The sequence below is a fragment of the Bacillus sp. ISL-4 genome, assembly GCF_018613275.1.
GTDB lineage: Bacteria > Bacillota > Bacilli > Bacillales > DSM-1321 > Peribacillus > Peribacillus simplex_E.
The window spans coordinates 139,961-160,931 of the sequence record NZ_JAGGQN010000013.1; the positions used below are offsets into that span (position 1 = coordinate 139,961).

The window sequence follows — 20,971 nt, forward strand, 5'->3', positions numbered from 1 at the left end:
GAGGAAGGAAAATGATTGTAGAAACAATAATGAATGAGGATATTATCACCCTCACTCCAACGGATACAATCCATAGCGCTGTCATGATCATCAAGGAGAAGCGAATTCGCCATATACCCATTGTCGATGACAGCTATCAACTTGTGGGATTAGTCAGCGACCGTGATATTCGGGATGCTGCCCCTTCTATATTCCGTACCGCAGAATACAAAAATGATTTACAAAAACCATTATCAAGCATCATGAAAACGGAAATAATCACGGGGCACCCGCTGGATTTCGTGGAAGAAATCGGGGCTGTTTTTTGTGATAACAATATCAGCTGCCTTCCAATCGTAAAGGGAAGGAAGTTAGTGGGCATCATAACCGGTTCCGATTTACTTCATTCATACGTTGAGTTGACTGGAGTCAATCAGCCCGGTTCCCAAATCGAAATCAGAATCCCGGATAAGGCCGGTTCCCTTCATGATATTGCCCATATTTTCAAAAGGCGCAATTCGAATATCCTGAGCACCCTTGTTTATCCTGAAAAAAATGGAACCGATTATAAAATTCTTGTAATTCGTGTACAGACGATGAATCCATTTATGGTGGTGGAGGATTTGAAGAAAGAAGGCTATACCGTTTTATGGCCTAGCCTGCCGGGGATTTCACATGAATGATACATCCCTTTTCGTCTATTCGGATGAACTCCTTACCTACAAATTCAACGATGAACATCCATTCAATCAAAAACGGCTTAAGCTCACGCTTGATTTATTAAAAAAACACCATGCCATCAATGATGATCAAATTATCAAGCCCAGAATGGCTACCGATGAAGAATTGGAACTGATCCATGATCACCATTATGTAAACGCTGTCAAATTAGCAGGCCAGGGAAAGCTCCTCCCTGAAAAGGCAGTAAATTATGGGCTGGGAACAGAGGATACCCCTATCTTCCCCAAGATGCACGAAGCGAGTGCCTTGCTTGTAGGCGGTACCTTGACGGCTGTGGATGCCGTCATGACCGGTCAGTCCCTGCACGCACTTAATCTTGGCGGGGGCCTGCATCACGGTTTCCGCGGGAAAGCCTCAGGCTTTTGCATTTACAATGATAGTTCGGTCGCGATTAAATACCTGCAAAAAAAATATGGGGCACGTGTCATGTATGTCGATACCGATGCACATCATGGTGACGGAGTCCAATGGTCATTTTATGATGATCCCGATGTATGCACCCTATCCATTCATGAAACGGGGCGCTACTTATTTCCCGGCACCGGCAATATTAACGAGCGGGGCCAGGGAAAAGGCTACGGCTATTCATTCAACATCCCGGTCGATGCGTTCACTGAAGATGAATCCTGGCTCGAATGCTATAGGGCTTCTTTTAAGGAGGTCATTGAATTCTTCAAACCGGATGTCATATTAACGCAAAACGGGGCCGATTCCCATTATTACGATCCGCTCACTCACTTATCTGCCACCATGAAGATTTATAGGGAAATACCAAAGTTGGCCCACGAAATGGCCCATAAGTTTTGCGAAGGACGGTGGATTGCAGTAGGCGGCGGCGGATATGATATATGGCGCGTCGTCCCGAGGGCTTGGGCGAGGGTCTGGCTTGAAATGACGAACAATGATATATCAGGTCCCCTATCAAAGGAATGGCTCGATTGCTGGCAGCCCGAGTCCCCTGTTACCCTGCCGGATGAATGGGATGACATGGAGGATATATACGAACCCATTCCGAGGAAGCCTGAAATTACCGAGAAGAATGCCCTGACGCTTGAAAAGGTCCTTTATCCCATCAGGTCTTCCAAGCAAACTTCGAAAAGCAATAAACAAAGTTAGCCAAAAGATCGTTGAAAAACGATCTTTTTTGTCCGGTTGAGAAACAAAAAGAGAGTGCCCTCCGGGACACTCTCCAAACAAGTTTATTTCGTTGATTGACGGTTTTCAATCCGATGCGGCAGGATTACTTTTTCAAGACCTTCCTCCACTTGTTCTTTATTCATCAACTTCGTAAGAAGCCTCATCGCAACCGCACCAATGTCATATAAAGGCTGAACGATCGTCGTGATTTGCGGACGCACCATCAATGTCAATCTCGTGTTATCGAAGCTGATCACCTCAAAGTCTTCCGGTACATTATACCCTTTGTCCTGTGCAGCATGGACAATTCCAAGAGCCATTTCATCAGCACCGGCGATGAATGCCGTCGGTCGGTCTTCAACTTCCAGGTACTTTTCAAAAGATTCAATTCCTGAATCATATGTATAATCACCTTCAACAATATAACTTTCATCAAATGAAAGACCAGCTTCTTTCAACCCTCGTTTATAACCAGCCAATTTCATTTCATTAATCAGCGCGGAAGGGTTTCCGCTTACAAAAGCGATATGCTTGTGGCCTTTTTCAGCAAAGAATGTCACTGCGTCGAATGCCGCTGCCTCATAATCAATATTAACCGATGGAACTTGCCCGCTTTCATCCACCGAACCTGCCAGTACGATTGGAACCGGTGAATTCTTAAACTCTTTGACATGCTCATCAGAGATGTTGCCGCCCATGAACACGATACCATCCACTTGTTTTCCAAGCATCGTATTCAGCAAATGGAATTCCTTATCTATATTCTCATCAGAACTGCTTAGAATGATATTGTATTTATACATCGTGGCTATATCTTCAATGCCCCGTGCCAATTCGGCAAAAAAGATGCTCGAGATATCCGGGATGATGACCCCGACTGTAGTCGTTTTCTTTGAGGCAAGTCCCCTTGCCACTGCATTGGGACGGTACCCTAACTTCTCAATCACATCGGAAACTTTCTTCCTTGTTGCAGGCTTTACATTTGGATTCCCGTTAACTACGCGGGAAACGGTGGCCATGGAAACATTCGCCTCACGCGCCACATCATAAATGGTTATATTATTCATTCATCCATTCCTCCATTTCTTTCATTTTCCCCATAAAAGACCCGAATTATTTCGAAAAAAAATCTTTTATGCGTTTTTCTCTATAAGGAAGATTATTATAGGAACGATCTGCCTAACAAAAATGCAGTCCTACTCTCTTCTCAGTCAAATATTCAATACCCTATTCAAGTATAAAATTCACATAGATATCACTTTATGTATGACTCAATCTTCCGAACAGTTCTCATTCTTGTTATTTATCATACGATAGTAGAATCTTTCCTGCAATCCAATAGTGCTTATTTCGAAGCTTTTTCTGCAAAAACTAGTATTTTACCATTAAAAAAAGCCCTTGCCAAGTTGGTAAGGGCCGTAAGTAGATCATTTAAAGACTTTCTTAGCTTATACAGTTACCCAGTTCAAACGTTTAATTTCATCGTAGAATTCATCAAATTGTTTGAAGTCCATTTGCTGTGCAGAATCCGATAAAGCAACGGAAGGATCTGGATGCACTTCAGCCATAACACCGTCAGCACCGATTGCAAGAGCCGCTTTAGCCGTAGGAAGCAGAAGATCGCGACGTCCAGTTGAATGCGTCACATCAACCATGACCGGTAAATGAGTTTCTTGTTTTAAAATCGGTACAGCAGAGATATCAAGTGTATTCCTTGTTGCTTTTTCGTAAGTACGGATACCGCGTTCACAAAGGATGATGTTGCCATTTCCCTGCGACATGATGTATTCCGCTGCATGAATGAACTCTTCAATCGTTGCCGCCAGTCCACGTTTTAAAAGAACTGGTTTATTTACAGCACCTGCAGCTTTTAGCAAGTCAAAGTTTTGCATGTTGCGCGCCCCGATTTGGATGACATCGATATGATCGATCGCCGCTTCAATATCGTTGGCACTCACGATTTCACTGATGACAGCCAAGCCGTATTCATCAGCAACACGTTTAAGTATTTGTAAACCTTCCAAACCAAGCCCTTGGAAGTCATATGGAGATGTACGTGGCTTAAATGCACCGCCGCGCATCAATTTCAGACCTTTAGCTTTAATGACTTCCGCCACCGCAGCTGTCTGTTCATAAGATTCAACCGCACATGGTCCGAAAACGAAGCTAGGGATCCCGTTACCTACCAATTCACCTTTAATGTCGATGATAGTGTCTTCAGCCTTTTGTTTTCTTGATACAAGAAGCGTTTTCTTCTGATCATCTTTTTGCAGCTCCAAGCCCAATTTAAAGATTTCTTTGAAAATATGTTTAATCGAACCAAGATCAAGCGGTCCTTGATTATTGGCTTCGATAAGATCCAGCATTGTTCTTTCACGGACCGGATCGTAACGGTTAACACCTTGTTTTTCTTTAACGCGACCAATTTCCTGTACAAGTTCAGCACGTTGATTAATAAGATGTAATAACTGAAGGTTCACATCATCCAGTTGATTACGAAGTCCATCAAGCTCTTTGTTGCTCATTACAAATCCATCCCTTCGTTTTTTAAAATAGAAATCGGTTCAGCGGACTCTAACTAAAAAAACCCCATCTGGATCCTCGAACATCCACCCCGATTGTATTATCAATGAAAATTTTAGAATATTTCATGTATGATTAAATCAATTATAAATGAAGTACCCATAAATGTCACTATATTTTTCTTTAATAATTAAACGCTTTTAAGCATTAAAGCTATAAATGCATAAAATCAGGTGTTACACATGCATGAAAAACGATTTAGACTGAATATTGGAACAATCCGTTGTAGGAATTATATTGGAAATAGAACAAGAAAGCTATAATTTAATTGATATTTTATCTCAAAGAGCATTGGACCCTGATCAAATCGTCTGTCACTTGAACAGGAAGGGCCTTTAAAGAAAAGGTTTCCCCTGGAGACCGTTTAAAATTCCCATGGCCACCAAATGGAATAATAAAAGGCCGGACCCCTTACCAAAGGGATCCGGCCTTCATCATTCATTCAGTAATGGCCTTGCTCAATGAATCATATGTAATCCGCCAATGAGATTCATTCCAGGCAGGTTTTCCACTTTTAAAAAGGATGGCCTGAGGTGATTGATGTTTGACATCAAATGTTTCTGCCACATAATTAGATAGTGGACGAGCTTCCTGAACGGCTAAATAGGCCGTTTTAAGTTGTTCGTTCTCCAAGATGTACCTCTCATATTGTTCAAATGCTTCAGCACTGACCGGGCATGTTACACTATGCTTGAAAAGCAGGAATGTATCCTCTTTTAGAAGCTCATTGAATTGTTCTTCTGTTTCGATTTTGCTCATGACCATAAAACATTCTCCTTTCCTTGTCCATATAAATTTTACCATCAAAAAGGCGATGAAGCCATTGAAGCACTTCACCGCCTTATTCTTCGTCCCTTTATGCCTCTTCATCCCCATTAAAGGAATCCAAGGAATTTATTTCTTTAGATTATTCTCTGTTTCATCAAATGCCTTTTTCGCTTCATCAAGTTTTAATTTTGCCGCATTCTTGTTTCCGCTTGTAGGATCTGCAGGATTATTTTCCGAGTCATTGCCGTTAGCAAAGTTCGTTTCGACGGATACGATAGGAGAATCGGAAGTTCCTGTTACATCTATATCCTTATTGCTGGAATTCGTCGTATCATCAGCCGCGTCGCCGTTTTCTTTTCCCGTTTTTAAGCTCTTCACTTTATTGACGATATTTGAAGATTTGTTGGAAACGATTTCCGTGACGGAGCTTGTTTTTTCTTTTGCAGTATCAGCAAGGACTGTTCCTTTTTCCATTGCCGTTTGTCTTAATCTTTCTGTTTTCTCTGAAATGCTTTTAGCTTGTTCATTGAAGTCATTCCTTAATTCCTTGCCTGTTTTAGGGGCCATGAACAAAGCTGTAGCCGCTCCGATCATCCCGCCGATCAAGGCGCCAATCATAAAGTCCTTCGAATTGATCGAGTCGCGTTCGTCCTCATAAGATTTCTGATAGTCCTTTGCCGCAAATTCTTTTTGAGTCATAATACATTCCCCTTTCAATTTTCAGTTCATTTTTTATTTAACTAGATTTTAAGATCTAGAACGTAAAAACCTTTTTTTAGGCAGGTTATCTGTTTCAAGCGCTTCCCTTTCTAACTCCGCCCTTTCGGTTGGGGTCGGGGCAGCCTGTTTGCTTCTGGCCTTCCACTTGTCCCTGATCTCCATGGCTACATTGCTCCATTGTACAATTTGTGAGATTCGTTCTTGATTATTATCAATCTCAGCCTGCACTTTATGGGAAACCTTTTGGATGGAAGAATTAAAGCTAGAGATGGATGTGCCAACATCCTTCACGGCATCCACCACCGTGTTCAGGTTTTCCGACTTTTGCTGCAAATCTTCAGCCAACGTATTCGTTTTATGTAATAACTGAGTAGTTTCGAGCGTTATGCCCTGCATTTGGCTCTCTAGTCCTGTCAGCGTCCGGGCCACACTGTCCAGGGTAGTTTGAAGTGATGTCAGTACCTTTGTTAGGAAAATAACAAGTACCAAAAAAGCTATCGCTGCAACAGCAGCACTTACGTATAAAATAATCTCCATTGGAACACCTCCGAAAAAAATCGACTTATTTAATAGCTGTTAGATATTAATTACCCCTTCCCTATTATTATAAACTTATTTATTTTTTCAATATACCCTATCAAACCCTAATCTGGAAATATTGTTGTCTGCATCCAGTTCCTCCGTGAAATTCATGTGTGACACTTATGGAAGGAAATCGGGTATGATAGAAAAGATAAGTCGAATTTAAACAATGGAGGTATTTTTTATGAAAGATCCCAGAATTGGTACATTGGCCAAAAACTTAATCAATTATTCCGTGAAGCTTCAAAAAGGTGAAAGAATCTTGATCGAAAACTTCGGATTGCAGCGTGAGCTTGTTAACGCACTTGTGAATGAAGCCTATGCAGCAGGTGGTTACCCATTCGTCCTTTTAAAGGATCACCAAGTGGATCGTGCCTTGCTGATGGGTGCCAAAGAAGAACAGTACAAGTTGATGAGTGAGTTTGAAGCAAACGTAATGAAACAGATGGATGCTTATATCGGGCTTCGTGCCGGGGATAATATCAATGAACAATCCGATGTCCCTTCAGAGAAGATGGCGATTCATGGACAGACAGTCGGTAAAGTACATAGAAATATCCGCGTGCCAAAAACAAAATGGGTCGTACTTCGCTACCCGACAAATTCAATGGCCCAATTAGCCAAAATGAGTACAGAAGCATTCGAAGACTTTTATTTCGAAGTCTGCAACCTCGACTATGGCAAAATGAGCGCAGCAATGGACAATCTTGTTGAATTGATGGATAAAACGGATAAGGTCCGCTTAACTGGTCCCGGTACGGACCTAACCTTCTCCATCAAAGACATTAAAGCCATCAAATGTGCGGGTGAGCTAAACATTCCTGACGGTGAAGTATATACGGCTCCGGTTAAAGATTCCATCAATGGAGTGATTTCGTATAATACTCCGTCCCCTTATCAGGGTTTTACTTTTGAAAACGTGAAGTTGACATTCAAGGATGGAAAAATCGTTGAAGCGGTTGCGAATGATACGGAACGCATCAACAAAATTTTTGATACTGATGAAGGCGCACGATATGTCGGTGAAATTGCAATTGGTGTAAATCCTTATATTCTACACCCGATGCAAGATATCCTCTTTGATGAAAAAATTGATGGAAGTTTTCATTTCACTCCCGGACAATGCTATGATGATGCCTTTAACGGAAACCATTCAGACATTCACTGGGACCTGGTCAATATCCAGCGGCTTGAATACGGCGGCGGGGAAATCCATTTTGATGACGTCTTGATACGTAAGGACGGACGCTTCGTTTTACCGGAACTAGAAAATTTAAATCCAGAAAATTTAAAATAACATAAACACCAATAAAAAAACGACCGACCCGCTACTAACGGATGGTCGTTTTTTTTATTTTACCTGCAGTGAATGCTCGTAGGCTGCCTGGAACTTTTGAATGTCCCCCGCACCCATGAATAACACGACACTGTTTTCATGATGTTGCAATATTGATGTTGTGTTCTCCGTAATCAGCTCGGCACCGGGAATCTTATCTTGAAGGTCTTCAATCGATAACTTCCCTTGATGTTCACGAGCAGATCCAAAAATTTCACATAAGTATACTTTGTCGGCCAAATTCAAGCTGTCGGCGAATTCATCCAGGAATGCCTGCGTTCTCGAGAAAGTATGTGGCTGGAATACCGCAACAACTTCACGCTCTGGATATTTCTGACGCGCCGAGTCGACAGTTGCAGAGATCTCGGTCGGATGGTGTGCATAATCATCAATGATGATCTGACTTCCGATTTCCTTTTCGGAGAACCGGCGTTTAACTCCGCCAAAAGTCCGCAACTGGGCTTTCACGGCTTCCGTATCCAAGTTTTCATATTTACAAAGTGCAATGACACCAAGTGCATTCAACACATTATGCTTTCCAAAAGTAGGAATAGTGAATGTATCATAGTAATTGTTCCTTACATGCACATCAAACGTCGTGCCATCCGGAGTGACGGAAACATTTTTCGCTTGAAAATCATTTCCTTCTGCAAATCCGTAAAAAATAACCGGTACTTTCGCCTGAATATGTGGTAAATGCTCATCATCTCCGCACGCAATGATGCCTTTGTTGACTTGAAGGGCCATCGTTTGGAAAGCCTCGAACACGTCTTCGACATTGGCGTAATAATCAGGATGATCAAAATCGATATTCGTCATGATTGCATAATCCGGATAATAGGAAAGGAAATGACGGCGATATTCACATGCTTCGAATACGAAGTAATCAGAATTCACGATACCTTTACCCGTTCCATCCCCAATCAAGAAGGATGTCGGTTTAGCGCCCCCCATTACATGGGCAAGCAAACCAGTCGTCGATGTTTTACCATGCGCTCCCGTAACGGCCACGCTAATGAAGTTTTTCATGAAATCACCTAGGAAGCGGTGATAACGGATAATCGGCAAATCAAGTTCTTTTGCCTTCACGATTTCCGGATGACTATCCGGAAACGCATTTCCTGCAATGATGGTCATTCCAGGTTGAATATTTTCCTCGTTAAAAGGAAGGATTTTAATCCCGGCTTTTTCTAATGCCAATTGTGTAAAAAATTCTTTTTCGTAATCGGAACCCTGCACTTCAATATTCATATCATGCAGTATTTGTGCAAGAGCACTCATACCCGACCCTTTAATTCCCACAAAATGGTAAGCAGTCATAAAGCGAACCTCCACCAATCGTCTACCTGTATGACAGTATATGACGTCATCTTTTATTTGTTTTTTCCATTACGAGACTTGTTAGTAACGCAATTTCTTAATAGGTTTTTCAAGCTCTTATCTTCAATCATTCATCAACAAAAAACTATTATATCACTTTTTTATTCATTCATCCATGTCAGGCAGATGCCAATTTATCAAAACATTGGTTTTTCCCTCAATTAAGGTGATAAAAAAGGGTTTTCACCCTTTCACATTATATTCAATTTCCTTTTATTAGGTTCTCTTAATTAACATGTAAAAATTCCAGTTCTTCTTCCGTAATCAATACATCCCTGGGCCTTGAGCCCCTGGATTCGGAAACGACTCCCCGTTGCTCCATCATTTCTATTAGACGTGATGCACGGTTATAACCAACACGGAAGCGCCTTTGGACACTCGATGCAGATGCCGCCTGCTGGCTCACGACAAATTCACAGGCCTCGAAAAACAGTTCATCCGCATCTTCCGTGACTTCGGCCCTGTTCAGCAAGTCTTCCTGTTCAAACAGGTATTTCGGCTGCTGCTCCAGTTTAACATGGTTGACGACTTGATCGATTTCTTCATCACTCACGAAAGTCCCTTGCAGGCGCACCGTTTTCGAAGAGCCGTTTTCAGCGAATAACATATCTCCTCTTCCCAATAATTTTTCTGCACCGCCGCTATCGATGATTGTACGGGAGTCGACTTGTGAAGAAACCGAAAAAGCGATCCTTGTCGGGATATTTGCCTTGATCAATCCAGTTATGACATCGACTGAAGGTCTTTGAGTGGCTACAATCAAATGGATACCGCAAGCACGGGCCTTTTGCGCAATCCGGCAAATCGCTTCCTCTACATCAGCCGGGGACATCATCATTAGATCCGCAAGCTCATCGATGATCACCAGGATATAAGGCAGCTTGCTTGAATATTGACCGGCTTTCTCCGCTTGGTCATTAAAGCGGGTGATATCACGCACACCGGCATGTACAAACAATTCATAACGCCGTTCCATCTCCTCTACAGCCCATTTCAACGCAGCCGTAGCGGCTTTTACATCGGTTATGACTGGACTGACCAAATGCGGGATCCGGTTATATGGGGCGAGCTCGACCATTTTCGGATCGATCAACAGTAATTTCAACTCCTGCGGCGTCGCTTTATACAGCAAGCTGACCAGCATCGTGTTGATACAGACACTTTTCCCAGATCCCGTTTGCCCGGCTATCAATCCATGCGGCATCTTTCTCAAATCCGTGATAATCGGCTGACCGGATATATCGAGTCCTAAAGCCACGGCAAGCGGTGATTCATGCTCTTGAAACTCAGTACTTTCCAAAACCTCACGCAAAAATACCGGTTTGCTTTTCCTGTTCGGAATCTCGATGCCAATTGTATGTTTACCGGGAATGGGCGCTTCCATCCGCATATCCTGAGCAGCAAGGCTTAATTTGATGTCATCCATCAGGTTCGTCACTTTATTCACCTTTACTCCCGGCTCCGGATGCACCTCGAAACGAGTTACTGCCGGACCTTGAGTGACATTGACGACCTTTGCACGGACATTGAAATTTTTCAGTGTCTCATCAAGTAATAAAGTCTGTTCCTCGAGCCACTCATCATCATGCACAGCATAAGTGGGAGGTGTCAGCAATTCGATATTCGGAAACACATAATATGGATTATCCTCCGCTTCCACGGAGCTAAAAACTGCCGGGGTATCGCCCTGGCCACTTTCTGCTGCCGCCTCTGTATAAACTGCTTCTTGATACCCATTTCCGGAAATGGGGGATACCTGCTCCAAGAGCGGCTTAGTGACCGGGCTGGAACCAATATTGGATTCAACTGTATTTTCAGGCACGGCGGCGGTTTCCGAACCAGCCTTAGTGTCCAAAAAGGTTGGTGTAATGACCGGAGTCCCCTCTTTCGGCATAACTCTGCCTTCCTCCTGTTTCCGTTCAGGAATGGCGGATGGTTTCGCTTGTCCTGTCTCCGTTTCAGCAGCATCATTCATTGGTCGCTTATCAGGTGAAACTACTGCCCTTTCCGAATTAAGGCTTTTTTTTTCCGGCATCATGTTGTTCATGAAGCTGTTTTTTTCCCGATCTTGCGTAAGCATCATCACATTAAATGGGATATGTTTTTTCGGACGTTTAGGCTGCACCTCAGGTATTGCCTCAGCTGGATCTTCAGGCAGTGTCCCTTGACTAACGGATGGTTGATTTGATTGTGCAGGAACCGATATAGCTTCAGCCGGGGTGTCGTCCGCCTGTTCCATGATGGATACAGCGACTTCTCGTCCAAAATCGACCTGGTCCTGTTCAATAGCCTCTTTTTCCACCGCATGCTCAATTATGTCAGGCTCGCTTATTGCTTCTTCTGGCAGTGACTCAATGGAATTCCTACGAAAGAAAGCGGGTATCTCCGAATCTTCCCTTTTTTCTTCCGCTTGTTCAGGTATAAGAACGGATGGTTCTATCGTCATTTCCTCATGTGACACTTCTTTTGGAATTTCTGGGATCGCTACCGGAATCCCGATATCGGGTCCTTCTTTTTTAAAGATGGGCATTTTGCTTTCTAATTCATATTCGACAATTTCTTCAGGAGGGACTATTTTTTTTTCCGGACGACGGAACCCATAAATGGGTGAAGGGATTTCCGTTGGGCGGAATGGAGTATTTGACGGGACTATTTTTGAGGTTTCCTCCCGGTCGATGCTTCTCCGTTTTGGTTCAGTATCCCTTACAGGCCTTCTCGTTGTTTCTTTGGTCACATTTTTCCCCTGTTTGGGTTCGTTGTCTTCCCTGTTTCTTTCCCTAGGCTTTCTTTTATTCTGCTCCCGGTCTGGAATGAGCGGAAACTTGAACTGTCCTTTAGGATACTGAAACAGGATTTTCGTATCTGGGTCTGGCGTCTGGGACATTTTTTCCACTTTTTGATTGTAAACCTTTATTTCTTCTTCCTTTGACTTCGAAAGCTTCGAAAAATCCATTTTCCTTAATGTCTCTTCATCAAGCGGTTCATCTATAATAATTTCTTCAATTTCAATAATTTCCTCTGCTTGGAACCATTTTTTCATCTTATTTAGCCATTTCAAAACTATCACTCTTTCTACATCTGTAGTTATGTAACTAATTCTACCAGTTATTTTAAAAATATCGAGAAAATTTAAGCTGAATTGGGGTTAATATCTATTTTTTTATCGCATTCTTACTAACTTAACGTATTTCGCAGAACTCCTACCCTATTAAACCCCATCTGGAATGAGTTTAAACCTATCCATCGCGAAATAACATTAGCCCCTAGTCTACTATTTAAATAAAACACTGCTGTTAAATCGCGTTTACAAAGAGATTAAGTTTTCATGCAGCCTTGGAAGCAGACTGGCCAATCCATTGCCACATCCTTCATGAAACCGCCGGCGGCATCCAAATACCTGCCGCAACCCATAAAACACCGTTCGTTAAGACCGAACGGTGTTTTGTGGGTTTCTGCGTTTTTTTTGCAAACAAAGACCAAAAAGGTACTATTTCCATTCATAAAAACTGCATACAACCTGCGCCACTGATTTGGAAGCGATCAAAAGGGCATCTTCATCAATGTCGAATTTAGGATGGTGATTGAAATATGCCTTCTCCACCCCTTTCGGTTTACAGCCAATATAAAAGAAGCAGCCAGGAATCTTTTCTGCATAATACGAAAAATCTTCCGAACCAGAGAAAACCGGAAATTCCACAACCTTCTTAATATCTTTTTCATCCATGCTTTCCAGGCTATTTTTCACGAATCCAGTCAGTTTAGGGTCATTATATAACGGAGGATAATCGGGCACATATGTAAGTTCGCACTGAACATCAAATTCCGTTTCTATCCCTTTAACAATCCGGTGGATTTCCTTATCGATCAGCTGTTGGGTCTCTGCTGTCATATAACGGACATCCCCTTCAATCTCTATACGATCTTTAATGACATTAAAGCTTCCTTTTCCATCGAAGGAGCCGATCGTGACCACGCCCATATCAAAAGGGTTCAAGCGACGGCTGACTACGGTTTGTACGGCTGTCACGAAATGGGCGCCTGCCACAATGGCATCATTAGCCATATGCGGGGAGGATCCATGGCCGCCTACACCCTTTATTGCTAACTTGAAATAGGTCCGTCCAGCCATCGAATAGCCGCCGCGATACCCGACAACCCCTGCTGGATGAGAAGGAAATAGATGGATTCCGAAAACGGCATCCAGTTCATCCAAAAACCCTGATTCCATAATGCTTTTGGCTCCTCCGGGGGGTGTTTCTTCTGCATGTTGATGAATTATTTTGATCGTACCTGATAGGGAATCTTTCAGCTCATTGATGCAGTCTGCCAATACCAATAAATAAGCGGTATGCCCATCGTGTCCGCAGGCATGCATGACCCCTTCATTTTTTGAACGGAACGGAACCTCCGCTTCTTCTGTAATCGGCAGTGCATCGAAATCGGCACGGAGACCTATCGTTTTCCCTGGTTTTCCGCCTTCAATCGTCACGATGATCCCTAATCCATTTCCTACATTCGTTTGAATCGATACATCTTTCCCCTTATAAAAATCAATGATATATTTTGCCGTTTTCTCTTCTTTGAAGGATAGCTCCGGATTCTCGTGTAAATGACGGCGGATTTGAACCATTTCCCCTTTACGGGCTTCCAGCATGTTCATTAATTTGCTTTTCACGTTCACGATTATTCTCCCCCATTATTTCAAGTTGATTAGCATATTAGTAAGTTCCATGTTCCCTGCAAACCTTCTGTATGTAAAAAGCCAAATAAAAAAGGACAGAGAAGGGTTCCGTAAACTTACCGCTCCCTTCTCTGTCCTTTTACCTGAGAGTTTAACTCCATTTTGGTCATAGAGATTTCCCCTTTGGTGGCACACTTCCTGCGCGCTCTCCAGAGTTGCGTCCAGTTGCGGTTCCATTTACCTGAGAGATTTGCTCCAAGGGATATTTTTGGAACTTGCTCCTTCGGTGGCTCAATGCTTTGCACTCTCCCACAACGTTCATCCGCTCGTTCTATTGTTTTATTCCATATTTTCAAAATATTACAATTATATTATCACCGATTAAAAAATAAATATCAACTCTAAGAGTCATAAACTCTATTAAACTTTAAAAGGACCGCTGTCAGATGCTGACACGGTCCTTATGTATTCAATATATTATTGTTCACGCTTTTTGTTTTTACCCATAATAAAGATGGGCTCCAACTCATTTTCTTCGTAAAGAAATGATAGAGCCGTTATTGGAACATGACCGCTAGCAAAGAAGCTCATCGCCATTTGCGCAAGAATATCATAGCCCGTATCATTCTTCACATCGGCAATGATGATGACGTCCTGATGGGGAATGGCCACAGCCATGGTTCCCTCGATCTTGTCCTTCATTTCCCGAAGCCATGATTCATTCAGGATCCTGCTGGCATCATATCCATCATTCGTGTTCAAAAAATAAAATGCATTACCTGCAACGATATCCGACTTCATTTCAGTGGAGAGGGAACGGGCATTAAAAAGGGCAATTTCACGGATCCTGTCACCCTGCCAATTTTCCCGTTGAATCATCTTTTCATCTATAAGACGGTAGGTTTTCCCTAAATCAAGGGCATAAAAAATCCGGGTTTCAGCCGTATGCTCATCGAATAAAAATGGATTTCCTTCTTCCGATTCCATTGGAAAGGAGGTCGAGCGGATGACTGGGAAAATGAATTTCTCCTTGCCTTCCATGCTGTGTTCTCCCCCCATTACATTCAGGGCCTCTTCCACGTAATAGATAATTTCATCGATGGCCTTTTCCTGTACGTTTTCATAGTTAGCAAGTACAGGAGGCAACTCGATGGTGATACCCTTCCCGGTCTTCACATTTTCCACCCGTAACGTATCTTGCTTGCTATCGAATTTAAATGTGCGATTTTCATCTTTTAAACGTTCCTTCAGGATATTTTTCAGCTTCGTGCTGTCCATTTTCATGACTGACCCTCCTCTTCATTGAAAAATCCCCAGCGAGAAGGGGATTTTGATTATAGTGATTGTATGAATTCCTCAATTTGTTCTTGCGTTTTACGATCCTTGCTCACGAATCTGCCTAGCTCTTTACCATTATCATACGCGATGAAACTTGGTATACCGAATACATCATTAGCCGCACACACATCGATGAATTCATCACGGTCCACATGAATGAATGTAAAGTCAGGAAATTTCGTTTCAATCTCCGGCATTATCGGTTCGATTACTCGGCAATCCCCACACCATGTCGCCGAAAAAAGAAAGATATGTTTGCCTTCATTTTTCAATGCATCATATTGCTCAACGGTTTGTAAATTTTCCATTTGAATATTCCTCCTGCTCTAAATGACACCTTAGTTTTTATAATCCCATCATACCAGACTCTCCAGAAATCAACCATTAATACGGATCGGTTGAGAGGCAGGGGTCAGCTTATTTCTGGGGCACGGATGAAACGATTTCCATCATTTGTTTTGCATCGGTTTTTAATTGGTCTTTATCCGTTTCGGTTGTCAGCTTCACCCCGCCGATTCCCACTGCAAGCTCATACTTTTCTTTCGGTATCTCTTTGATCGAGATAAAGCCGAATTTATCTTCAGTCTGAAAAGAGTGCAGCATTACATTTTGATCATCTTGTTTCTTTATCGCCAAATATAACACGGAGCTGTCTTCTTTTTCATTTGGATTGACAAATAATATATAAATCTTATTACTTTTTTGTAAAATCAAATTATTATCATGTTCTTCCACTACTTTAAAATCCTTTGGCAGATAGACCTGAATTAGCCCTGCCTCTTGATTGGGCTGTTTTTCATCGTCACGAAAAGCCACTTCAGCAGCCTTCATTGCCTTTTCGGTTTGTCTCTCGATACCTGAGCAGCCCACGATCAAACTGCTTATCAACAGAAAAACAAGGATATTCTTATTCGATAAAGCCATCGTCATTCCTCCAGCCGTCTCTTTTACTACCTTATGGATAATATTATCCTTATTTATGGAATTCATCCATTTTCTAAAAAACATGGTACAATGAAAGCAATTTTAATACCGAGGAGGAAAACAATGAAGTTAACCGTGTATCTTGCTGGGGAGATCCATTCAAATTGGAGAAGTGAGCTGAGAGATAAAGCCGCTGCACTGAAGCTTCCTTTAGAATTTGTAGGCCCGATGGAAAATCATGAACGCTCCGATAATATCGGTGAAGATATTATCGGGGAACAGCCGAATCCCATCCTGAAGGATGCGGCCGCTTCCCAAATCAATAATTTGCGGACAGGCCTTTTGATGAAAAAAGCTGATCTTGTCGTCGCTCTGTTTGGCGAGAAATATAAACAATGGAATACTGCCATGGACGCAAGCACCGCCATTTCCCTGGGTAAACCACTTATTTTGATTCGTCCGGAATCCCATCATCATGCCTTAAAGGAATTATCGGAAAAGGCAAGTGTCACGGTAGAATCCGTTAACCAAGCCATGAAAGTGCTTTCTTATATTTTTGAAGAAGGGCTGTAAATCCCATTGTCCAACTCAAGTATGAAAGACTGATCATTTATAAAGAAACGAATAAAAAGCTTGCAGGGCCTCCCCTGCAAGCGAAAAACGAATATTTTATCTTATCCCTTTTTAATGGGAATCCAAATTTCAGAGTAATAGTCAGGGTTTGAAGCGTCGTCATTCGCGTATACTTCCAATTCTGGAGTTCCGGCATGTTCATAACCGCTGGTAGGGAACCATTCGGAAAAAATTCGTTTCCAAGCTTGTTGGATGGCATCAGGCATAGGTCCGTGAACTTCGAATGCAACCCACTTGGAAGCCGGTAACGTAAGGGTTGAAAACTCTTCAGGCACTTTCCCGGCATACTCTGCACCTATCCAATAATCCATCATTTCATTTTTTTCCACAGCCCGCTTATCGACACATACACCAATCAAGCCATCTATTTGGCCATTGTTCAACTTCGCTAACCTATCACTTGTTCCATCCGAATTCACTTTCTCCCACAACTTTGGAATCCCGATTAAATTCTCTTCATTAACCAAGGAAAACTCCTGCTTGATTCCAATCAATTGAAAGGAATCCCTTTCAAGGATATTGTATTTCATCGGTTTTGCCCCTTTCAGAATCACCTGTATCACCAGGCGTTCATAGAATTTCAGTTTCCCCATATACTTTCGGGCTTCGCTTGGAGATACCCCATGCTGCCTTCGAAAAGCTTTCGAGAATGCCTCGGGGGTGTCATAGCCATACTTGTAGGCTAAATCAATGACCTTGCCATTTGTTGATGAAATCTCCTGGGCCGCTAAGGTCAGTCTTCGACGACGGATATAGTCACCAATGGTTATATCCGTTAAAATGGTGAATGTCCGTTGAAAATGAAAAGCTGAGGCATTCGCCTGCTTGGAAATGCTCTCTATTGTCAGGTCCTCCAATAAGTGCTCCTCGATATATTCGATGGCCTTTTGGATTGATTCAACCCACCCCATTTCGTTCCCCCCTTGTCACTATACTAGCAACGCCGCTCAATAAAATCCTGTCCGTTCCTGCTCTGTTTTGGCAGTATTCGTTTCCATCATTCGAAACCCGCTTTTCCATGACAGTGATTCAAAAATCCTGCTTTTTCATTTTCAGCTTATACTCGTGTTGACCGGCAAGCATCCTCATGATATGAAGGAACATTTCCCCCCTGGTGATTCGCTCATTTGTAAATACGCCGATCGCCCCTTCCTTTTTGCTAATATTCTCTTGCCTTGTGAAGGCGTCCATCACCGGGCCCAACTCTTCACCTTCCAGCAGCTTCTCAGCAACAATTCCCGGAACTGGGATTCTCGCTCCGGCAGCTACAAAGACCTCACCGTCCCTTGTTGCCATTGCACCCCAATTACACAAATACAGGGATTGTCCCATTTTCACGACACCGCCTTCAAGCCCGATACCCATTTCGGCATCACTGTGAATCAAGCAGTTCCGGGCACGTGTCATTGCCCCCTCCATCGTTTCCTCGTCTGAAAAAGGCTGTTCCGGGACCCCGCTCTCCACTTGAAGCGAAATGATTTCTGCATCTTCATATACACCAAGCACGGCACTTACTTTCGCCGGATTCTTACTGCCTACTGCTATTTTCAATATCATTACCTTCCTTCTATGTAAAAAAAGCTGATGGAAAAGGATACATGACAGCATCCCTTTCCATTTCAGCTTCCACCATCAACCGTTATTAATCAAAGTCTCGAATGTCGTTTTATCACAGGAACGAACCAATTTCCCAATCAGTTCACGTGCAGCGGCATAATCATCAATATGAATCATGGATGCATGTGTATGAATATAGCGGGAACAAATGCCAATTACCCCGCTTGGAATGCCTTCGTTTGCAATATGGACTTGCCCTGCATCCGTGCCGCCTTGGGAAACGAAATATTGATACGGAATCTCATTCGACTCGGCCGTATCAAGGATGAATTCCCTCATGCCGCGATGAGTGATCATCGAACGATCGAAAATGCGGAGCAGTGCCCCTTTTCCTAGCTGGCCAAATTCACTTTTACTCCCGGACATATCGTTCGCCGGACTTGCATCCAAAGCGAAGAAAAGATCCGGTTTGATCATATGAGCTGCAGTTTGTGCACCCCTTAATCCAACTTCCTCCTGGACGGTTGCCCCGGAATATAAGATATTCGGTAACGTTTCACCTTTTAAATCCTTTAACAATTCTATCGCAAGTCCGCAGCCGTAACGATTATCCCACGCTTTTGCGAGGATTTTCTTCTCATTGGCCATAGGAGTGAATGGACAAATCGGTACAATCTGCTGACCTGGCTTAATGCCGATTCTCTTCACATCTTCCTTATCATCCGCCCCGATATCAATCAGCATATTTTTGATATCCATTGGTTTTGAGCGTTGCGATTCATCAAGCAAATGGGGCGGAATCGAACCGATGACACCAATGACCGGACCGTTATCGGTTATGATCTCGACTCTTTGGGCCAATAGCACTTGACTCCACCAGCCTCCCAAGGTCTGAAAGCGGATCATTCCGTTTTCTGTTACGGAGGTGACCATGAATCCCACTTCATCCATGTGTCCGGCAACTAGTACAGTCGGCCCATCCTCATCGCCTCTTTTTACGCCAAATATTCCGCCAAGACGATCCTGGACGATTTCATCCGAATACTTTTCCAGCTCCCGCTTCATGAAACTACGAACTGCATGTTCATTTCCCGAGGCTCCCGGTAATTCCGTCAATGTTTTAAAAAGCTCCAAAGTCTCATGATTCATTTTTCTACCCCTAACCTATGTATTGTTTCTTACTATTTTACAGAACTTAGCATCGTGATACACTAGAAAGTTCTAATTTATCAGTTAATGGGTAAAATTTCAAATTATTAGTCAAATAAAGCCTTCTTCTGTATACTGGAAGAAGCGATTTTAATAAATGCAATGGAGGAGAAATCAATGAATTGGAAAACGTTTTTACTAGGTACTGCAGCCGGGTTTGCTGCTGGCTATGCGACAAAACAACTATTGGATCAATCAAGTAAACATTCTCCCGATAAAGTCTTGGCCCAAGTGAAGGAAACAGTCAAAAAGGATGGAAATATATATGGCTCATGGATCTTGATGAAGCCGGAGAATTATACAAAAAATGACTTGGACTATGAAGTGTACAAAGGCGGGATCACCAGAAACACAGAGGGTAAACGCGAGCAATTCGAATTTGTTGCAGATGCCTCAACAGGAACGATATTGGAGCTAAATGCGCAAAATGATTGAAACAACAACAGGAGGGCCGTCAAACTGACGTCCTCCTGTTGCTTCCCCTCTTATTGCTTCCGTTTCAAATCGGCTATTATCTCCTTACCCGTTATATCCCATTTGATGGCACAGTATTGGGCATCATGGTAAAAGCTATACCAGGACCCATTTTCCAGTCCGGATTTCATCCACTTTTCCTTCGCCTCGATGGAAGTCATCGGATAATCGTCATAAGCGAGGACCCAGAGGACATTCGCATGCGCGTGCGTCGGCATGATATCTGCCATGTGAATCAATCTATCCCCACCATCCTCAATGATGATGATCGCATGTCCATCACTATGCCCTCCGGTATGGATCATTTTAATGCCGTCCGTAATTTCGTGCTCACCTTCAAAAGGACGTACAAGAGAAGCGACAGCCTCCCAGTTTTCTGCCCAATATGTACTTTTTGAACGAATATTCGGGTTTTTCATTTCCACCCATTCAGTTTGGGTCGTAATGATTTCTGCACGCTCGAAAACAGGCACCCAAGTTTCGCCTTCACGTTTCGTCAAACCGCAGGCATGGTCGAAATGTAGATGGGTCATTAAAATGTAATCGATATCATTTGGCTGAATCCCAAGTCTGCCAAGATCTTCGACAAGATTGGATTCCTCCGTCACCCCAAAATTCCGTTTCTGCTTGTCATTCAGCTTTCCATTGCCAATGCCGGAATCTATAAGCATGTTCAATCCATTGGCCTGCACCAAAATCGGATCCGTACGTAACTCGATTTGGTTATTTTCGTTAACAGGATACTTCTTGGCCCAAAGCGGTTTCGGTACAACACCGAACATCGCACCGCCATCCAAGTGAGTCACACCGCCATTCAACCATGTTAATTTAATTTCCCCTATTTGCATCGTTTCCATTTTACCCCTCCTCTCCCTTTAGTTTAACACCCACTTCCATATATTGAAATCGATAACAATCAAGTCATCCTC

General features: G+C 42.9%; 20 protein-coding genes and 1 riboswitch. Of the genes, 5 read left to right on the plus strand and 15 right to left on the minus strand.

What is annotated here, in order from left to right; translation table 11 throughout:
- The first annotated feature begins 11 nt into the window (after positions 1 to 11).
- Both J7J00_RS12360 and J7J00_RS12365 read left to right on the plus strand, forming a co-directional pair.
- The gene (locus J7J00_RS12360) at positions 12 to 662 is read left to right on the plus strand and encodes an acetoin utilization AcuB family protein (RefSeq protein ID WP_076364661.1); all 651 of its coding nucleotides are present in this window, start codon (positions 12 to 14) and stop codon (positions 660 to 662) included.
- Positions 655 to 1,836, plus strand: coding sequence for an acetoin utilization protein AcuC (locus J7J00_RS12365; RefSeq protein WP_214791001.1), 1,182 nt, complete (start codon positions 655 to 657; stop codon positions 1,834 to 1,836). Before J7J00_RS12360 ends, J7J00_RS12365 begins: the two co-directional genes overlap by 8 nt.
- A gap of 83 nt (positions 1,837 to 1,919) precedes the next feature.
- Here the strand turns inward: J7J00_RS12365 and ccpA are convergent, their stop codons facing one another.
- The 5 genes from ccpA to J7J00_RS12390 form a co-directional block, all read right to left on the minus strand.
- Positions 1,920 to 2,924 (minus strand): catabolite control protein A, encoded by a 1,005-nt coding sequence (ccpA, locus tag J7J00_RS12370; protein WP_214791003.1) that lies wholly within the window; start codon positions 2,922 to 2,924, stop codon positions 1,920 to 1,922.
- Between the two features lie 381 nt (positions 2,925 to 3,305).
- Positions 3,306 to 4,382, minus strand: a complete 1,077-nt coding sequence (locus J7J00_RS12375; RefSeq protein WP_034309244.1) for a bifunctional 3-deoxy-7-phosphoheptulonate synthase/chorismate mutase — start codon at positions 4,380 to 4,382, stop codon at positions 3,306 to 3,308.
- 496 nt (positions 4,383 to 4,878) lie between these two features.
- Positions 4,879 to 5,205: a bacillithiol system redox-active protein YtxJ gene (ytxJ, locus tag J7J00_RS12380; protein ID WP_214791005.1), complete on the minus strand. Its 327-nt coding sequence runs from the start codon at positions 5,203 to 5,205 to the stop codon at positions 4,879 to 4,881.
- A gap of 129 nt (positions 5,206 to 5,334) precedes the next feature.
- The gene (locus tag J7J00_RS12385) at positions 5,335 to 5,907 is read right to left on the minus strand and encodes a YtxH domain-containing protein (protein WP_214791007.1); all 573 of its coding nucleotides are present in this window, start codon (positions 5,905 to 5,907) and stop codon (positions 5,335 to 5,337) included.
- Positions 5,908 to 5,955: 48 nt separating this feature from the next.
- Entirely contained in the window at positions 5,956 to 6,465 is a 510-nt protein-coding gene (locus J7J00_RS12390; RefSeq protein ID WP_076364648.1) for a DUF948 domain-containing protein, read from the minus strand.
- Positions 6,466 to 6,694: 229 nt separating this feature from the next.
- Between J7J00_RS12390 and J7J00_RS12395 the strand changes: the two genes are divergently transcribed.
- Positions 6,695 to 7,807 (plus strand): aminopeptidase, encoded by a 1,113-nt coding sequence (locus J7J00_RS12395; RefSeq protein ID WP_214791010.1) that lies wholly within the window; start codon positions 6,695 to 6,697, stop codon positions 7,805 to 7,807.
- Between the two features lie 54 nt (positions 7,808 to 7,861).
- Here the strand turns inward: J7J00_RS12395 and murC are convergent, their stop codons facing one another.
- The 6 genes from murC to J7J00_RS12425 all read right to left on the minus strand — a co-directional run bounded on the left by murC (position 7,862) and on the right by J7J00_RS12425 (position 16,235).
- Positions 7,862 to 9,166, minus strand: coding sequence for a UDP-N-acetylmuramate--L-alanine ligase (murC, locus tag J7J00_RS12400; RefSeq protein ID WP_098369927.1), 1,305 nt, complete (start codon positions 9,164 to 9,166; stop codon positions 7,862 to 7,864).
- Positions 9,167 to 9,452: 286 nt separating this feature from the next.
- Complete coding sequence (locus J7J00_RS12405) at positions 9,453 to 12,266, minus strand: DNA translocase FtsK (protein WP_286201312.1); 2,814 nt, start codon at positions 12,264 to 12,266, stop codon at positions 9,453 to 9,455.
- Between the two features lie 447 nt (positions 12,267 to 12,713).
- Complete coding sequence (locus tag J7J00_RS12410) at positions 12,714 to 13,901, minus strand: amidohydrolase (RefSeq protein ID WP_214791059.1); 1,188 nt, start codon at positions 13,899 to 13,901, stop codon at positions 12,714 to 12,716.
- A gap of 127 nt (positions 13,902 to 14,028) precedes the next feature.
- A riboswitch (glycine riboswitch) is annotated at positions 14,029 to 14,130 on the minus strand.
- A 254-nt stretch (positions 14,131 to 14,384) separates the two neighbouring features.
- Positions 14,385 to 15,191 (minus strand): DUF1444 domain-containing protein, encoded by an 807-nt coding sequence (locus tag J7J00_RS12415; RefSeq protein ID WP_192206088.1) that lies wholly within the window; start codon positions 15,189 to 15,191, stop codon positions 14,385 to 14,387.
- A gap of 50 nt (positions 15,192 to 15,241) precedes the next feature.
- Positions 15,242 to 15,553: a thioredoxin family protein gene (locus tag J7J00_RS12420; RefSeq protein WP_076364640.1), complete on the minus strand. Its 312-nt coding sequence runs from the start codon at positions 15,551 to 15,553 to the stop codon at positions 15,242 to 15,244.
- Positions 15,554 to 15,662: 109 nt separating this feature from the next.
- Positions 15,663 to 16,235 (minus strand): hypothetical protein, encoded by a 573-nt coding sequence (locus J7J00_RS12425; RefSeq protein ID WP_214791012.1) that lies wholly within the window; start codon positions 16,233 to 16,235, stop codon positions 15,663 to 15,665.
- Positions 16,236 to 16,292: 57 nt separating this feature from the next.
- Between J7J00_RS12425 and J7J00_RS12430 the strand changes: the two genes are divergently transcribed.
- Positions 16,293 to 16,742: a YtoQ family protein gene (locus J7J00_RS12430; RefSeq protein WP_214791014.1), complete on the plus strand. Its 450-nt coding sequence runs from the start codon at positions 16,293 to 16,295 to the stop codon at positions 16,740 to 16,742.
- A gap of 101 nt (positions 16,743 to 16,843) precedes the next feature.
- On the opposite strand, the gene J7J00_RS12435 is transcribed toward J7J00_RS12430, so the two are convergent.
- The 3 genes from J7J00_RS12435 to J7J00_RS12445 form a co-directional block, all read right to left on the minus strand.
- Positions 16,844 to 17,713: an AraC family transcriptional regulator gene (locus J7J00_RS12435; protein WP_214791016.1), complete on the minus strand. Its 870-nt coding sequence runs from the start codon at positions 17,711 to 17,713 to the stop codon at positions 16,844 to 16,846.
- Between the two features lie 118 nt (positions 17,714 to 17,831).
- The gene (locus J7J00_RS12440) at positions 17,832 to 18,353 is read right to left on the minus strand and encodes a DUF84 family protein (RefSeq protein WP_214791061.1); all 522 of its coding nucleotides are present in this window, start codon (positions 18,351 to 18,353) and stop codon (positions 17,832 to 17,834) included.
- Between the two features lie 81 nt (positions 18,354 to 18,434).
- A complete protein-coding gene (locus tag J7J00_RS12445) occupies positions 18,435 to 19,508 on the minus strand; it encodes a M42 family metallopeptidase (protein ID WP_214791018.1) in 1,074 nt (357 codons plus the stop codon).
- A 177-nt stretch (positions 19,509 to 19,685) separates the two neighbouring features.
- On the opposite strand from J7J00_RS12445, the gene J7J00_RS12450 reads away from it, so the two are divergent.
- Positions 19,686 to 20,003 (plus strand): PepSY domain-containing protein, encoded by a 318-nt coding sequence (locus tag J7J00_RS12450; protein WP_214791021.1) that lies wholly within the window; start codon positions 19,686 to 19,688, stop codon positions 20,001 to 20,003.
- Between the two features lie 50 nt (positions 20,004 to 20,053).
- Here the strand turns inward: J7J00_RS12450 and J7J00_RS12455 are convergent, their stop codons facing one another.
- On the minus strand, positions 20,054 to 20,899 hold the full coding sequence (locus tag J7J00_RS12455; RefSeq protein WP_214791024.1) for a YtnP family quorum-quenching lactonase: 846 nt from the start codon (positions 20,897 to 20,899) through the stop codon (positions 20,054 to 20,056).
- Between the last annotated feature and the right edge of the window lie 72 nt (positions 20,900 to 20,971).

Excerpts from the sequence above, each read along its gene's own strand:
- J7J00_RS12360 (WP_076364661.1), top strand. The coding sequence starts at position 12 with ATGATTGTAGAAACAATAATGAATGAGGATATTATCACCCTCACTCCA.
- J7J00_RS12365 (WP_214791001.1), top strand. The coding sequence starts at position 655 with ATGAATGATACATCCCTTTTCGTCTATTCGGATGAACTCCTTACCTAC.
- ccpA (WP_214791003.1), bottom strand. The coding sequence starts at position 2,924 with ATGAATAATATAACCATTTATGATGTGGCGCGTGAGGCGAATGTTTCC.
- J7J00_RS12375 (WP_034309244.1), bottom strand. The coding sequence starts at position 4,382 with ATGAGCAACAAAGAGCTTGATGGACTTCGTAATCAACTGGATGATGTG.
- ytxJ (WP_214791005.1), bottom strand. The coding sequence starts at position 5,205 with ATGGTCATGAGCAAAATCGAAACAGAAGAACAATTCAATGAGCTTCTA.
- J7J00_RS12385 (WP_214791007.1), bottom strand. The coding sequence starts at position 5,907 with ATGACTCAAAAAGAATTTGCGGCAAAGGACTATCAGAAATCTTATGAG.
- J7J00_RS12390 (WP_076364648.1), bottom strand. The coding sequence starts at position 6,465 with ATGGAGATTATTTTATACGTAAGTGCTGCTGTTGCAGCGATAGCTTTT.
- J7J00_RS12395 (WP_214791010.1), top strand. The coding sequence starts at position 6,695 with ATGAAAGATCCCAGAATTGGTACATTGGCCAAAAACTTAATCAATTAT.
- murC (WP_098369927.1), bottom strand. The coding sequence starts at position 9,166 with ATGACTGCTTACCATTTTGTGGGAATTAAAGGGTCGGGTATGAGTGCT.
- J7J00_RS12405 (WP_286201312.1), bottom strand. The coding sequence starts at position 12,266 with ATGAAAAAATGGTTCCAAGCAGAGGAAATTATTGAAATTGAAGAAATT.
- J7J00_RS12415 (WP_192206088.1), bottom strand. The coding sequence starts at position 15,191 with ATGAAAATGGACAGCACGAAGCTGAAAAATATCCTGAAGGAACGTTTA.
- J7J00_RS12420 (WP_076364640.1), bottom strand. The coding sequence starts at position 15,553 with ATGGAAAATTTACAAACCGTTGAGCAATATGATGCATTGAAAAATGAA.
- J7J00_RS12425 (WP_214791012.1), bottom strand. The coding sequence starts at position 16,235 with ATGAATTCCATAAATAAGGATAATATTATCCATAAGGTAGTAAAAGAG.
- J7J00_RS12430 (WP_214791014.1), top strand. The coding sequence starts at position 16,293 with ATGAAGTTAACCGTGTATCTTGCTGGGGAGATCCATTCAAATTGGAGA.
- J7J00_RS12435 (WP_214791016.1), bottom strand. The coding sequence starts at position 17,713 with ATGGGGTGGGTTGAATCAATCCAAAAGGCCATCGAATATATCGAGGAG.
- J7J00_RS12445 (WP_214791018.1), bottom strand. The coding sequence starts at position 19,508 with ATGAATCATGAGACTTTGGAGCTTTTTAAAACATTGACGGAATTACCG.
- J7J00_RS12450 (WP_214791021.1), top strand. The coding sequence starts at position 19,686 with ATGAATTGGAAAACGTTTTTACTAGGTACTGCAGCCGGGTTTGCTGCT.
- J7J00_RS12455 (WP_214791024.1), bottom strand. The coding sequence starts at position 20,899 with ATGGAAACGATGCAAATAGGGGAAATTAAATTAACATGGTTGAATGGC.